This is a genomic window from Arthrobacter sp. P4_F10 (genome assembly GCF_056401435.1).
In genome coordinates this window covers 47786-61314 of the sequence record NZ_JBFUJJ010000015.1, presented here as the reverse complement: position 1 = coordinate 61314, position 13529 = coordinate 47786, and the positions used below count along the sequence as shown (strand labels likewise).

14 protein-coding genes, 2 tRNA genes and 1 riboswitch are annotated in these 13529 nt (G+C 66.8%); all 16 genes read right to left on the bottom strand.

Annotation, left to right across the window (positions count from 1 at the left end; all coding sequences use genetic code 11):
* Positions 1–11 precede the first annotated feature (11 nt).
* The 16 genes from AC1DR1_RS15350 to AC1DR1_RS15275 all read right to left on the bottom strand — a co-directional run bounded on the left by AC1DR1_RS15350 (position 12) and on the right by AC1DR1_RS15275 (position 13381).
* Entirely contained in the window at positions 12–377 is a 366-nt protein-coding gene (locus AC1DR1_RS15350; protein ID WP_229993361.1) for a zinc ribbon domain-containing protein YjdM, read from the bottom strand.
* A gap of 71 nt (positions 378–448) precedes the next feature.
* Positions 449–1285: an amino acid ABC transporter ATP-binding protein gene (locus tag AC1DR1_RS15345; RefSeq protein WP_290369346.1), complete on the bottom strand. Its 837-nt coding sequence runs from the start codon at positions 1283–1285 to the stop codon at positions 449–451.
* Positions 1272–1937, bottom strand: a complete 666-nt coding sequence (locus AC1DR1_RS15340; protein ID WP_229993362.1) for an amino acid ABC transporter permease — start codon at positions 1935–1937, stop codon at positions 1272–1274. The genes AC1DR1_RS15345 and AC1DR1_RS15340 overlap by 14 nt, the downstream gene beginning before the upstream one ends.
* A 36-nt stretch (positions 1938–1973) precedes the next feature.
* Complete coding sequence (locus AC1DR1_RS15335) at positions 1974–2795, bottom strand: amino acid ABC transporter substrate-binding protein (RefSeq protein ID WP_229993363.1); 822 nt, start codon at positions 2793–2795, stop codon at positions 1974–1976.
* Positions 2796–3003: 208 nt separating this feature from the next.
* Positions 3004–3079 (bottom strand) — tRNA-Ala (locus AC1DR1_RS15330).
* A 188-nt stretch (positions 3080–3267) separates the two neighbouring features.
* Positions 3268–3340 (bottom strand) — tRNA-Ala (locus AC1DR1_RS15325).
* 154 nt (positions 3341–3494) lie between these two features.
* A complete protein-coding gene (gene rsfS / locus AC1DR1_RS15320) occupies positions 3495–3896 on the bottom strand; it encodes a ribosome silencing factor (protein WP_364743944.1) in 402 nt (133 codons plus the stop codon).
* Between the two features lie 166 nt (positions 3897–4062).
* The gene (locus AC1DR1_RS15315; RefSeq protein ID WP_229993365.1) at positions 4063–5274 is read right to left on the bottom strand and encodes a hypothetical protein; all 1212 of its coding nucleotides are present in this window, start codon (positions 5272–5274) and stop codon (positions 4063–4065) included.
* Positions 5275–5281: 7 nt separating this feature from the next.
* Positions 5282–5965: a nicotinate-nucleotide adenylyltransferase gene (gene nadD, locus AC1DR1_RS15310; RefSeq protein WP_229993396.1), complete on the bottom strand. Its 684-nt coding sequence runs from the start codon at positions 5963–5965 to the stop codon at positions 5282–5284.
* 55 nt (positions 5966–6020) lie between these two features.
* Entirely contained in the window at positions 6021–6260 is a 240-nt protein-coding gene (locus AC1DR1_RS15305; RefSeq protein WP_229993366.1) for a hypothetical protein, read from the bottom strand.
* 80 nt (positions 6261–6340) lie between these two features.
* On the bottom strand, positions 6341–7738 hold the full coding sequence (locus tag AC1DR1_RS15300; RefSeq protein ID WP_476992842.1) for a glutamate-5-semialdehyde dehydrogenase: 1398 nt from the start codon (positions 7736–7738) through the stop codon (positions 6341–6343).
* Between the two features lie 26 nt (positions 7739–7764).
* Positions 7765–8937: a glutamate 5-kinase gene (gene proB / locus AC1DR1_RS15295; protein WP_229993368.1), complete on the bottom strand. Its 1173-nt coding sequence runs from the start codon at positions 8935–8937 to the stop codon at positions 7765–7767.
* Complete coding sequence (gene obgE, locus AC1DR1_RS15290; protein WP_229993369.1) at positions 8927–10516, bottom strand: GTPase ObgE; 1590 nt, start codon at positions 10514–10516, stop codon at positions 8927–8929. Before obgE ends, proB begins: the two co-directional genes overlap by 11 nt.
* A gap of 117 nt (positions 10517–10633) precedes the next feature.
* A complete protein-coding gene (rpmA, locus tag AC1DR1_RS15285) occupies positions 10634–10897 on the bottom strand; it encodes a 50S ribosomal protein L27 (protein ID WP_009372867.1) in 264 nt (87 codons plus the stop codon).
* A 62-nt stretch (positions 10898–10959) separates the two neighbouring features.
* Positions 10960–11268: a 50S ribosomal protein L21 gene (gene rplU, locus AC1DR1_RS15280; protein WP_018773353.1), complete on the bottom strand. Its 309-nt coding sequence runs from the start codon at positions 11266–11268 to the stop codon at positions 10960–10962.
* A 403-nt stretch (positions 11269–11671) separates the two neighbouring features.
* A complete protein-coding gene (locus AC1DR1_RS15275; protein WP_476992841.1) occupies positions 11672–13381 on the bottom strand; it encodes a bifunctional hydroxymethylpyrimidine kinase/phosphomethylpyrimidine kinase in 1710 nt (569 codons plus the stop codon).
* Positions 13364–13460, bottom strand: a riboswitch (TPP riboswitch). It overlaps the preceding gene by 18 nt.
* Positions 13461–13529 lie beyond the last annotated feature (69 nt).

The following is a 13529-nucleotide window of genomic DNA, read 5'->3' as shown; positions in this document are numbered from 1 at the left end:
TCCGGCCCCGGTCAGATCTTTTTGACGACGCTGGACTTGAGCTGCATGGGGCCCACGCCGTCCACCTTGCAGTCGATGTCGTGGTCGCCCACACCGTTGACCAGACGGATACCGCGGACCTTAGTGCCGACCTTGATGACCGTGGAGCTGCCCTTGATTTTCAGGTCCTTGACCACTGTGACGGTGTCGCCGTCGGCGAGGACGTTGCCCACCGCGTCCTTGACGACGGCGTCGGCAGGGGCGGCGCCGCCGGCGTCTGTGTCAGTTTCCGCGGACGCGGACCATTCGTGCGCGCACTCCGGGCAGACCAGGAGCGCCCCCATTTCATAGGTGTATTCGCTGGAGCATTCGGGGCACGGGGGCAGGGTATCGTTCACGCGTCCAAGTTTAGTCGCCGCTTTGGGTCGCCGCTTTGCTGGCCGCTATTGGCCGCCGCTGGCTGGTTGCCTCAGAACGGGTTCAGCAGGCGATCCACGAACTGCCGCGTGCGTTCCTCCCGCGGGTCCCGCAGGACGGTGTCGGGGTGGCCGCGCTCGACCACCACGCCGCCGTCCATGAAGATGACTTCGTCGGCCACCTGGCGGGCGAACGCGAGCTCGTGGGTGACCACCACCATGGTCCAGCCTTCGTCCGCGAGTTCCTTGATGACGGTCAGCACCTCGCCCACGAGTTCGGGGTCCAGCGCCGAGGTCGGCTCGTCGAAGAGCAGCAGCTGCGGGCGCAGGGCGAGGGCACGCACAATCCCGACACGCTGCTGCTGGCCGCCGGAGAGCTCGAACGGATAGCTGTTCTCCTTGCCGGCCAGGCCGACGCGCTCCAGCAGTTCCCGTGCCTCCTGGATCGCCTCAGCCTTGGGCCGCTTCTGCACCTGGACCGGGCCCTCGATCACGTTCTCCAAGACGGTCTTGTGCGGGAAGAGGTTGTAGTGCTGGAACACCATGGCGCTGCGGTCCCGTAAGGCGAGCACCTGCTTCTTCGCCACCGGAGTGGAAAAGTCGACGGTCAGTTGCCCCGCGAACTCGGCAACGCCGGCGTCGGGCATTTCGAGGCCGTTCAGGCACCGGAGCACTGTCGTCTTGCCCGACCCGGACGGCCCGATCAACGTAACCACTTCGCCGCGGCGGACTTCAAGGTCGATGGATTTCAGCACAACATGGTGGCCGAACGCCTTGCGCAGGCCCGTGACGGTCAGCAGGGCGTCCACCGGGACAGCGGCGTCCGGAAGCGTATTCCCAGGGGGCGGCGGTTCAAGCGGTTCCGGGGGAAGCGGTTCAGTGGGCGACATAGCGGTCCAATCTCTTCTCCAGGGCGGACTGTCCGCTGGCGAGGACGAGGCAGATGATCCAGTAGATCACGGCCGCCTCCAGATACAGCAGCATGAACTCCTGGCTGAAAGCCGCCACCTGCTGCGCCACGCGGAACAGTTCGGTGACGAGGATCAGCGACGCCAGCGAGGTGTCCTTGACCAGGCTGATGAAGGTGTTGGACAGCGGCGGGACCGAGACCCGCGCCGCCTGCGGCAGGATGATCCGCACCAGTGTCTGGTGGCGCGACATTCCGATGGTGTGGCCGGCCTCCCACTGGCCCTTGGGAACGGACAGGATGGCCGCCCGGATGACCTCCGCGGCATAGCCGCCGACGTTCAGGGAGAACGCGATGATGGCGCTGGGCCAGGGGCTGATGGTGATTCCGACGGACGGGAGCCCGTAGAAAATGACGAACAGCTGGACCAGGAGCGGGGTTCCGCGGATGACGGAGATGTAGATCCTCGCCACCGCGGAGATGAGCCGGTTGCGGCTCAGCCGCATGAGGGCAACTACCAGGGCCAGTAGGAGGCCCAGGCTGAACGACGCCAGCGCCAAGGGAATAGTGCCAAAGATTGCACCCGACAGGAGGGGGCCCAGCGATGACCACACGAGTTCCCAGTTGATGCTCATACCCGGACGCGGCGTTTCTCGGCGGCTGTCACAGGGCTACTTCGTGACGTCGGCGTCGAAGTACTTCTGGGAGATCTTCGTCAGGGTGCCGTCGGCCGCCAGCTCGCCGAGGGCCTTGTTGATGGCGTCGGTCAGGCTGGTCGATCCCTTGCGCAGGGCGAAGGCGCTCAGTGACTTGTCAGTGGTCTCGGCGGCAACCTTGATGGCGGTGTCGTTGTCGGTCTTCTGGTAGTCCAGATACGTCAGCTTGTCGTTGATGGTCGCATCGACGCGGCCCTGCTTGAGCAGCGTGATCGCCTGCGCCCATCCCTCCACGGCCTCGACGTTCGCACCGCTCTGCTGCGCCAGTTTGTACCAGTTGCTCGTCAACGACTGCGCCGTGGTCTTGCCGTTCAGGTCCTCGAAGGAATTGATGCTGTTGTTGTCCGATTTGGTGACGACGACGCCGGTGCTCACCGTGTAGGGCGTGGAGAAATCGTACTTGGCCTTGCGCTCGTCCGTGATGGAAACCTGGTTGGCGACGACGTCGAACCGTTTGGCGTCGAGGCCGGCGAAGATGGCGTCGAACTGCGTCTCCTGGTAGGCCGGCTTGACGCCCAGCTTCTCGGCGACGGCGTTCATGATCTCGACGTCGTAGCCCGTCAGTTCACCGCTGCCGTTGGCGTGGAACGTGAACGGCCTGTAGGTGCCTTCCGTGCCGACCTTGAGCACGCCCGAGCTCTTGACGTCGCTGAGGGAGGTGTCCGCACCGGCGGCCGGCGCCGAGCTGGCCGGAGTGGTGGACGCCGAGCCGCAGCCAGCCAGGGCGAGTCCAGCTGCTGCAATGAGGCCGATAACGGAAAGTCGTGTGCGCTTCATGATGGTCCTTAGTCGTGGAGCCGGAAATGGCCTTCCAGCTGGCCGCATGGCGGCCGTCTCCTAGCGACGATAGCAAGGTCCAGCTCAGGGTGGAGAGCTTAAATGACAGTTTGTGACGTCCGGTCTTGACGGACGCGCTTTCTGACCGGCTGCACACCTGCGGGGGGTACGAAAAAGGGAACCACCGTCTGACGGTGGTTCCCTTGGTTGGTGGAGCTGAGGGGACTCGAACCCCTGACCCCCTGCATGCCATGCAGGTGCGCTACCAGCTGCGCCACAGCCCCTCATTTGCCYTGGAAGTTCTTRTCTTCCCTGAAGCAACCTGATTAGCTTAAACCACAAATCGCGTTCGCGCTAATCGGCACCCCGGCCCGTGAATTTGCTCGCCCGGCACGCCCTGGAGCAGCCCCGCACCCTGGATCCGGGCAGAAAAAAATCCGCCGGAATCTTTCGATTCCGGCGGATTATCCGGTGGAGCTGAGGGGACTCGAACCCCTGACCCCCTGCATGCCATGCAGGTGCGCTACCAGCTGCGCCACAGCCCCGAATTTTCGCTGCTCCGAGCACGCCTGCTGACGCGCAAAGTTCCGGTTCTTTGTCCGGATCTCTCCGAAGCAACTCAAATATCTTAGACCAGCCCTTCGGAAAATTCCAAATCGGGCATATTCGCCCCAATGGGCGTGGCCGGTGCGCGGGTTGCTACTCCGTGTCCGTGGCGGCGGCTGCCTTGGCGGAGGCGTCCTCGCCCAGCTGCAGATCGACGACGGGGCAGTCCTTCCACAGGCGCTCGAGGGCGTAGAAAATGCGGTCTTCCTCGTGCTGGACGTGGATGACGACGTTGGAGTAGTCCAGCAGGACCCAGCGACCGCCGGAGCGGCCCTCGCGGCGGACGGGCTTCTGGTCAAACTTGGCGAGCTCGTCCTCGATGCCGTCCACGATCGCATTGACCTGGCGTTCGCTCGGGGCCGAGGCGATCAGGAACACGTCGGCCAGGGCCAACCGTTCGCTGACGTCCAGGGCCACGATGTCCTCGGCAAGCTTCTCCGAGGCAGCGCGGGCTGCGTGGCGGGCGGTAATGATGGATGAATCGGTTGCAGACACGGGACTCCTTGTAGTGATGAAATTTATGGTGAAGAAAAATGCTTGGAATGAAAACTGTGGGGTCAAAAGCTGAACTTGGGTGGCCGTCGGGCGAACGCTGCGGCGGGAAACAGCAGAACAGCCGCGGTGCCGTTCTTAGTGGGGTGCCATTGGACGGGCCCCCGGCCTAGCGGGCCAGACCGGTGACGATCAGGGTGATGCCGGCGATGAGGGCGACGATCCCCAGGGCCAGGACGCCGAGCTGGAGCAGACGGAGGCGCCGCGCCCGGCCCAGCCCGGCGGTAGCGGCATCCAGGGGTTCCAGTCCGTAGGCCGAATTCGCGGCCACGGGCTCCCCGCCCACCAACCGCTCGTCCGTCTCCCCCGCGGAATTCGCCGCGGCGCTTGCCGGCCGCGCCGTTCCGGCCTTGGCGGCTTCTTCTGCGCGGGCCAGGACGCCTGCCCGGCTGCCAGCCGGGCCTGCGGGCCGCTGGCGGGACACGCCCGGACGCCGCGCGCCGGGTTTCCGTGGCGCGTCCACCCGGGGACCCGGGTTGGTGACAACCGGAACATACGACGTGGCAGGGCGCTTCATGACGGGCCGCTCCACGCCGGGAACCTTCTCAAATTCCAAGGGCGTGACCATTGCCAGGTTGTTGGCCGTGGTCGGATCGTTGCGGGGCACCGCCGGCTGGCTGTTTTGTTCCGCGAGCTTCTGCTTGGCGGCGGCACGGCGGTTCAGTATCGCGGCGCGCTCAGCCAGGGCGATCTGCTCGGCCAGGACGGCCGGATCAACGGCGTCGGGATCCGTGGCCGCGATGTGCTCCATCTTGGCCACTTGGTTCTTGGCCTGCTCCGCGAGGAGTTCGCGCGCGGCTAGCGCCTGCTCCACGGTCATCCCCTCGGGCGTCTGCCGGCCGGGTCCGGCGCTGTCCGGCGCGGGAGCATTGGGAGCCGGGGATGCTGACACAGCCGGAACCGCGCCCTTCTGGGCGGCATCCTTTGGGGCAGCGTCCTTCTGAGCGGGGGAAACCACGGGGGTGGCCCGGGTCCGCGGCGACACCGGGACGATGGTGTTGGCCTGGGTGGCCGGGGCGGTTTCGGTCGCCAGCTCCAAAAGCCGCAGCTGGCGCCGGGTGGGCGGCCCTCCCTGCGCCAGCTGGCCTTCTTTCTCAGCCAGTTCCTTGATGGTCCGCAAGGCGGCACGGTCCCGTGCCCGGACCTGAGAGGACCGTTCGGCACCGCCACGCACAGAGTCCACGGGAGCGTCGGCAACGCGACGGCTCCGGCCGGTGATTTCGGCCTCGGTCGGTTCGCCCGGTCCCTGAGTGTCCAGACGTTCATCTCTGGCCTGTCGCATTTCGCGGCGGCTGCGGATGGGAGGCTGTTCCTGACTCATGGCAAACTCATTCAGTGCTGGCTGGTTGGGTTATCTCGAAGGTGGGATCGTGCTGTGCGGGGTCGACCCCTGCCGCGCCGTTGCCGGCGTTGGTGGCCTCAGCGTGTTCGGAATCGGGGCGGACTGAGTCGGTGCTGGCGTGGTACAGGCCGTACTTGGCGATGTACTGGACCACCCCGTCCGGCACGAGGTACCAGACCGGATTGCCTTCGGCCACCCTCGTGCGGCAGTCCGTGGAGGAGATGGCCATGGCCGGGACCTCCAGGAGGCTGACGTCTTTGCGGCCCATGCCGTCCAAAACGTGGCCAGGCCGGGTTACGCCCACGAAGTGAGCGAGGGACCAGAGTTCATCGATGTCTTTCCAGGACAAAATCTGGGCCAGGGCGTCCGCGCCGGTGATGAAGAACAGGTCGGCGTCCGGTCGCAGGGTGTGCAGGTCACGCAGGGTGTCGATCGTGTAAGTCGGTCCCGGACGGTCCACGTCCACCCGGCTGACGGTGAAGCGGGGGTTCGAGGCCGTGGCGATGACTGTCATGAGATACCGGTGCTCGGCTTCGCTGACTTTCTTGGCCATCTTCTGCCAGGGCTGGCCGGTGGGCACAAACACGACTTCGTCGAGGTCGAACTTGGCCGCGACCTCACTGGCCGCGACAAGGTGTCCGTGGTGGATGGGATCGAACGTGCCGCCCATCACACCCAGACGCAGGCGGCGCTGGGCGCCGCGCTGCCTCATGGTGGCGGAAATATTAGTGACCTTGGCTGTGATCGTGCTTGTTCGGGTGCTGGCGGTGCGGATCCGAGTGCTCCTCGACAGCCACGTGGCGCCTGCCCAGGTTGGAGTAGGACAGCGTGATCAACAGCAAGACGACCAGAATCACGAACAGGGAGCCGCCAATGACAAACGGCGGTGCGATGAGCGGTGCGAGTTCCTCGTGGCCCGATTCGCCGACGGCGGCGACGAAAGTGGCGATCTGCTGCGACAGCATGTTCTCCCCTAGTGAGTTCAAAATTTGACGACGGCGGAGGTGTCCGCCGTTCCGGTCTTCCGTTCCATGTTACAGCGTTGTTAGCCCCGGACCTGGCCCTCGCCCTGCACGATCCACTTCGTGGTGGTCAGTTCCGTCAGTCCCATGGGGCCGCGGGCATGCAGTTTTTGGGTGGAAATCCCCACCTCGGCGCCGAGGCCGAGCTCGCCGCCGTCGGTGAAGCGGGTGGAGGCGTTCACGATCACGGCGGCCGAATCGACCTCGGAGATGAAGCGCTCGGCGTTGGCGAGGTCGTTGGTCAGGATCGCTTCGGTGTGGCCGGTGGTCCACTTCCGGATGTGCCTGACGGCCTCGTCCAGGCTGTCCACCATGGCCACTGCCAGGTCCAGGTTCATGTATTCGGTGGCCCAGTCTTCCTCCGTGGCAGGCACCGTCTGGATCGAGGCCGGCAGTGCGGCGCGGATGCGCTGGTCCACGTGCAGGGTGACCCCGGCTGCCCGCAATGCCGAAGCGACGGCGGGAAGGACGGTTGACTTGGAGTGCACCAGGAGCGTTTCGACCGTGTTGCAGACGCTGGGCCGCTGGGTCTTGGCGTTGAGGAGGATGTCGACGGCCATTTCCTCGCCGGCGGAAGCGTCCAGGTAAATGTGGACATTGCCCTCACCGGTCTCGATGACCGCTACGGACGAGTTCGTCACAACGGCCTGGATCAGCTCGCGGCCGCCGCGGGGAATGAGCACGTCCACCCGGCCGCGCGCCCGCATGAGGGCGTTGGCGCCGTCGCGGCCGTACTGGTCCACAGTCTGGACGGCGTCGGCGGGCAGGCCCACCGATTCCAGCGCATCCCGGAGGATGGTGATCAGGGCGGCGTTGGTGGCGGCAGCGGCGGACCCGCCGCGCAGGATGACGGCGTTGCCGCTCTTAAGGGCCAGTCCGGCAATGTCGACCGTGACATTCGGGCGGGCCTCATAGATCGCGGCCACCACACCCATGGGTACGTTGATCTGGCGCAGGCGCAGCCCGTTGGGGAGGGTCTGGCCACGCACGACGTTTCCAACGGGATCGGGCAGCGTGGCGAGGTTTTCCAGCGCCGCGGCGAGGGCCGTGATGCGTGATTCGGTCAGCGTCAGGCGGTCCAGCAGGGCGGCGCTCGTGCCGGCGGCCCGGCCTGCCGCGACATCTTTGGCGTTGGCGGCCAGGATCTGGTGTTTGTGTTCCACCAGCGCCTTGCCGATGGCGCGCAGGCCCCGGTCCTTCCAGGCCCGGTTGGCGTGCGCCATCTTGCGGGCAGCGTGGCGCGAGCGGTCAGCGATCGCGTGGACGGCAGCTTCGATGTCCGTTGCCGTGGCCGGCGTCCCTGCCGGATCCGGCGCCGCGCCGAAACCCTGGGTGGGTACGGCAGTGCCGGCGGGAACGGTGCCGGCAGGCACGTCAGACACGGCGGCGGGCACGGCGGCGGAAGTCAGGGCCTCAGTCATGCTTCCAGTTTAGGCGTCCAGTGGACCTAGACCAGCACCAGGTCGTCAACATGAACAACTTCGCGGTCATATCCGCGGCCCAGCGCCTTGCCCAATTCCCGCGTGGAGCGGCCCAGCATTTGGGGCAGCTCGGCGGCGGAATAGTTGACCAGCCCGCGCGCAATCACGGTGTTGTCGACAGACACCATCTCCACGGCGTCGCCGGCCTCGAAGTGGCCTTTCACCGCGGCGATCCCGGCAGGCAGCAGCGAGGTGCGGCGGTCGCGGACGGCCTTGACCGCGCCGTCGTCGAGCACCAGGGTGCCGTGCACGGTGGCCAGGTGGGCCAGCCACAGGAGCCGGATCGGCTTGCGCGCGCCATTGACGGAGAACCACGTGCCCACGTCCTCGCCGGCCAGTGCCGCAGCCGCATTCGGCGTGGACGTGACCAAGGCGTGGATGCCGGAACCGGCGGCCATGCTGGCGGCTTCGACCTTGGTGGCCATGCCGCCTGTGCCCACGCCGGCCTTGCCGGTGCTGCCGATCGAGACACCGTCGAGGTCGTGCGGGCCGGAGACGTGCGCAATCCGTTTGGCGCCGTGCGACGGCGGGCCGTCGTACAGGGAGTCGACGTCGGAGAGCAGCAGGAGTGCGTCGGCGCGGACCAGGTGGGCCACCAGGGCGGCGAGCCGGTCGTTGTCGCCAAAGCGGATTTCGTGGGTGGCCACGGTGTCGTTTTCGTTGACCACCGGGACGACGCCGAGGTTCAGGAGCCGGTTCAGCGCGCGGAACGCGTTGGTGTGCTGGCTGCGGCGCATGAGGTCATCCGCGGTCAGCAGCACCTGGCTGACGGTGACGCCGTGCGCGCCGAAGGCGTGGGTGTACCGGGCCATCAGCAGGCCCTGGCCCACGCTGGCAGCGGCCTGCTGGGTGGCGAGGTCGCGGGGGCGCTTCTCGAGTCCCAGCGGGGCGAGGCCGGCTGCGATCGCGCCCGAGGACACCAGGATGATCTCGGTGCCGGCGTTGCGCTGGTGCGCCAAGGCGTCGGCGAGGCCGGTCAGGGCCTCTTCGGAGATCCCGCCCTTGATGGACGTCAGCGAGGACGAGCCCACCTTGACGACGATCCGGCGGGCCCCGGACAGCGCACTGCGGTCCGGGGCGCTGAGGGTGTGGGCCTTGAGGGGCTGCGACCGGTGCTCGACGACGGTCTTACTCGTCATCTGTTGCGCCCAGTCCACTCTCCTTGAGCGGCTGCCGCGCGCGGCGTCCGCTGACGGACTCGGTCCAGATGCCGGCCTTGCGTTCGGCTTCGAGCTCCGCACGGGCGGCGGCCTTCGCGTCGCGCCGCTCCTGCTGTTCGTCGCGCTTCTGGCCACGCGTCGGGCGGTCGCCGATGTCGGCGAAGCGCACGTCGGTGCCGCGCGGTGAGGCGAGGAGTTCGGCGCCGGCCATCATGGTCGGTTCCCAGTCGAAGACGACGCCGTCGTCCTCGCCGATGACCACAGTGTCGCCCGGTGTGGCGCCCTGCTTGAAGAGTTCATTTTCGACGCCGAGCTTGGCCAGGCGGTCCGCGAGGTAGCCGATCGCTTCCTCATTGGTGAAGTCGGTCTGCTTGACCCAGCGCACGGGCTTGTCGCCGAGGACGCGGAAGAGCGGCTCGAGGTTTTTCTCTTCGCGGCGGATCGTGAAGCCGGTCTCGTTGACGGCGCGGGGGCGCAGCACGGGGGCCTGCACCTTCGGCGGGGTCGCGGCGACGGCGTCGCGGGCGGCCTGGACGATTTCGGCCATGGCGAAGCCGAGCTGGCGGAGGCCTTCGTGGCTCGTCGCGGAGATTTCGAAGACTTTGTAGCCGCGGGATTCCAGTTCGGGGCGGACGAACTCGGCCATGTCCTTGCCGTCGGGCAGGTCCACCTTGTTCAGGGCCACCAGGCGGGGGCGGTGGTTCAGCGGAACCACTTCGCCGTCGGACCCGCTGTAGCTCATGTCCACGGCGTACTTCTCCAGCTCGGCCTCGATGATGGCGAGGTCGGAGAGCGGATCGCGGTCCGATTCGAGCGTGCCGCAGTCCAGTACGTGCACGAGGGCTGCGCAGCGCTCGACGTGGCGCAGGAAGTGGTGGCCGAGGCCCTTGCCCTCGCTGGCGCCCTCGATCAGGCCGGGGACGTCGGCAATGGTGAAGCGGACCTCACCGGCCTGGACGACGCCCAGGTTCGGGATGAGGGTGGTGAAGGGGTAGTCGGCGATCTTGGGCCGCGCGGCCGACATGGCGGCGATCAGGCTGGACTTGCCGGCGGAGGGGAAGCCGACGAGGGCGATGTCAGCGATGGACTTCAGCTCCAGGACGACGTCGCTGGATTCACCCTCGATGCCGAGCAGCGCGAAGCCGGGCGCGCGGCGCTTCTGGGAGGACAGCGAGGCGTTGCCGAGGCCGCCAATGCCGCCGGCGGCGGCGATGTATTCGTCGCCTTCGCCCACGAGGTCGGCGAGGACCTCACCGGACTTGGACTTCACCACGGTACCTACGGGCACCGGAAGGATCAGGGTTTCGCCGTTCTTGCCGCCGCGCCAGTCGCCCATGCCGGGGCCGCCGTTGGTGGCGTGCCGGTGGGGTGCGTGGTGGTAGTCGAGCAAGGTGGTGGTCTGGAGATCGACGCGCAGGATGACGTCGCCGCCGTTGCCGCCGTTGCCGCCGTCGGGACCGCCGAGGGGCTTGAACTTCTCGCGGTGAACGGAGACACAGCCGTGGCCGCCGGTACCGCCGGATACGTGCAGTACTACCCGGTCTACAAAGCTCGCCACGTGGATCTCCTCAGTGCTGTTCCCCGGACCCACAAAGGGGCCCAAGATGATTGTAATGCGGTTAAAACACCGGTGGAGCGGACCTAATGGCCCGCCCCACCGATTTAGAACGTTTTGTTACTCTGCAGCTGCAGCAGCCACGATGTTCACAACGCGGCGACCACGGCGGGTGCCGAATTCGACAGCACCGGGGGTCAGGGCGAACAGGGTGTCGTCCCCGCCGCGGCCGACGCCGGCGCCCGGGTGGAAGTGGGTGCCGCGCTGGCGGACGATGATCTCGCCTGCGGAAACTACCTGGCCACCGAAGCGCTTGACGCCGAGGTACTGGGCGTTGGAGTCACGACCGTTGCGAGTGGAACTCGCGCCTTTTTTATGTGCCATTTGGAATGCCTGCCTTCAAAAAATTCTGGGGAATCTGCTGGAACCTGAACAGTAACGAAGAGTTACTTGATACCGGTGATCTTGACCTTGGTCAGTTCCTGACGGTGGCCCTGACGCTTCTTGTAACCGGTCTTGTTCTTGAACTTCTGGATGACGATCTTCGGACCACGAAGGTCTTCGAGGATCTCAGCCGTAACCGTTACCTTGGCCAGGTCCGCAGCAGCAGACGTGACTTTGTCACCGTCCACCAGGAGCAGTGCGGGCAACTCAAAGGTGCTGCCGGCTCCACCGGGGACGCGGTTCAGGGTAACGAAGTCTCCAACGGAAACCTTCTCTTGGCGGCCGCCTGCGCGGACAATCGCGTACACCACTGGGGAACTCACTTCTCTCGACGTTTATTACTAGATTTGCGTGCGGAACCTGGGGCCAAATTGTTTGGACCGGCTCACGCTGTGCCTCAACGCCGGTGGATTCCCCGGGGGAACCCATGAGCTATCCCCGGAACAAATCCACTTGGAATTCCAAGCAGGCTGTTCTCAGGGTCATAACCCAAGTGTTGGCGTAAGCACCGAAGATCTAGAATACGCTAATTTTGCCTTCGGCCGCAAATGAGGCTGGTTCCGGCTGGTAGTCCGTGATAGGCGCCACAACGTCTTGAAGCAAAGACCGTGTCAATGTTCTTGACCGTGATCTCGACCGTCTTGATGCTGTGCTGCCGCAACGACTTCCGGAACCGTGCCCCACCATCGTACCGGCTGTGCGGGCCAGGTCGTGTCAGGCGTACAGCCGCGGCGCGTCGAAGAAGGCCACTTCGTAGCCCGATGACTGCCGGAAAGCCAGGGCCATGGCCTCCCGCTCGCTCCCGGATGCCCGTCGGGCCGCCGTGTCCGTGTACGCGATGGCCTGCCGGGTCGCGGCGGCGAAGTCCTCATCGGCGTACGTCCGCAGCCAGTCGGCGTAGGGGTGTGCCACGGGGGCGCCGCCGGCAAGGAATTCCCGGTGCAGGGTGGCCCCGACCTCGGCGTAGAGCCAGAAGCATGGGAGCGCCGCCGCGACGAGGATCGCGTAGCTGCCGGCCACCGAGGCGGCCAGCAAGTGGTCCACGTACGACTTCGTCACCGGGCCCAGGTTGGGGGCAGTGGGGCGGGTGCTGAGCCAGGAACGGTGCAGCTCTGATTCGACCTCCAGGCAGGTCTGTGCGGAACGGGCCCAGAACAGCTGCTCCGCCTCGGTGGGGGCGATCGCGGCGGCACGGGCCAGGACCCGGGAGTAGCCGTTGAGGTAGATGGCGTCCTGGGCGAGGTAGTACGCGAACTCGTGCTCGGGCAAGGTCCCGTCGGCCAGCCCGCGGATGAAGTCCAGGGCGTAGATGGCGTCAAGATCGCCCGCGGCCCCTGCGCGCAAGGCAGCGGCGAACTCGCCCTCCGCCGGACCGTGGCCGTCGAGGCTGCCCTGGCCGCGTTGGTCGTCTTTGAGGGCGTGCACATCGCCAGTTTGCTGCATGTGGTGGAAGTGATGGACCGGACCGTTGCCGGAGCCGACGTCCAGGGCCGCGGCTTCGCGGAGCGCGCCCAGCAGCCACGGCTTGACCTCCCGCAACGCCGCTTCCCAGTCCCCCACCCGGGCCTGCACGGTGGCCATGGCCGAGGACAAGGAGCAGCCGGTGCCGTGGCTGTTGCGCGTGGCGATCCGCTCCCCCGGCACCACCACCGTTTCCCGGCCGAGCAGGCCCCCGGTGTTCACCAATGCATCCGGGCAGCCGGCGCCCGCGCCGTTCCCGCCCTCCGCGGCATCGCCGCCGTCGACGGGTCCGTCCCCGGGCTGGCCGCCCTGGGAGTGTCCGTCCTTGAGGTGCCCGCCTTTGACCAGCACGGTGGTGCCGGTCAGGGCCGCCAGTCGTTTGCCCTGCGCCAAGGCCTCAGCCCAGTCGGCCGCGGCGGGCTCTTTGAGCAGGATGGCGAGTTCGGCGAGGTTCGGCGTGATGAGGTCCGCCAGCGGCAGGAGGGCCTGCAGGGCGGCCTCGGCCGATTCCTGCAGGAGCCGGTCGCCGCTGGTGGCGACCATCACCGGGTCCAGGACGACGACGTCGGGGCGCACCTTTTCCAGCCAGCTGCGGACGGCGTCGATCACCGCGGCGTCGCCGAGCATGCCGATCTTGACGGCGTCGATGCCGATGTCGTCGCTGATGGCGTCCAGCTGGGCCGTGAGGAACGCGGCCGGGGGCACGTGGACGGCGCGCACGCCCTGGGTGTTTTGGGCCGTCAGGGCCGTGATGGCGGCCATGCCGTAGCCGCCGTTCGCTGCGATGCTCTTCAGGTCGGCCTGGATCCCGGCCCCGCCGGAGGGGTCGGAGCCGGCGATGGCCAGCACGCGGGGAATGCGCGGGGGTGCGGACGGGGTCGGCACGGACGGGGACGGCCCTGCCGGCTGACAATCGCTGGGCAGAAACTCGGACTGATTCGATCTCGCGGACAAGTCAGACATCCCTTCGCCGGTGCTAACCGGACAGGTTCAACGGGTCTGGATCTCAGCCGGCTGATGCGCGGCACCCCGTGTCAGTGTTCCAGCCTAGCCGTTGCCACCGGGCTGCCCCGTTAACGCAGGAGCGGGACCGGTCGGGGAAGCGATCAGT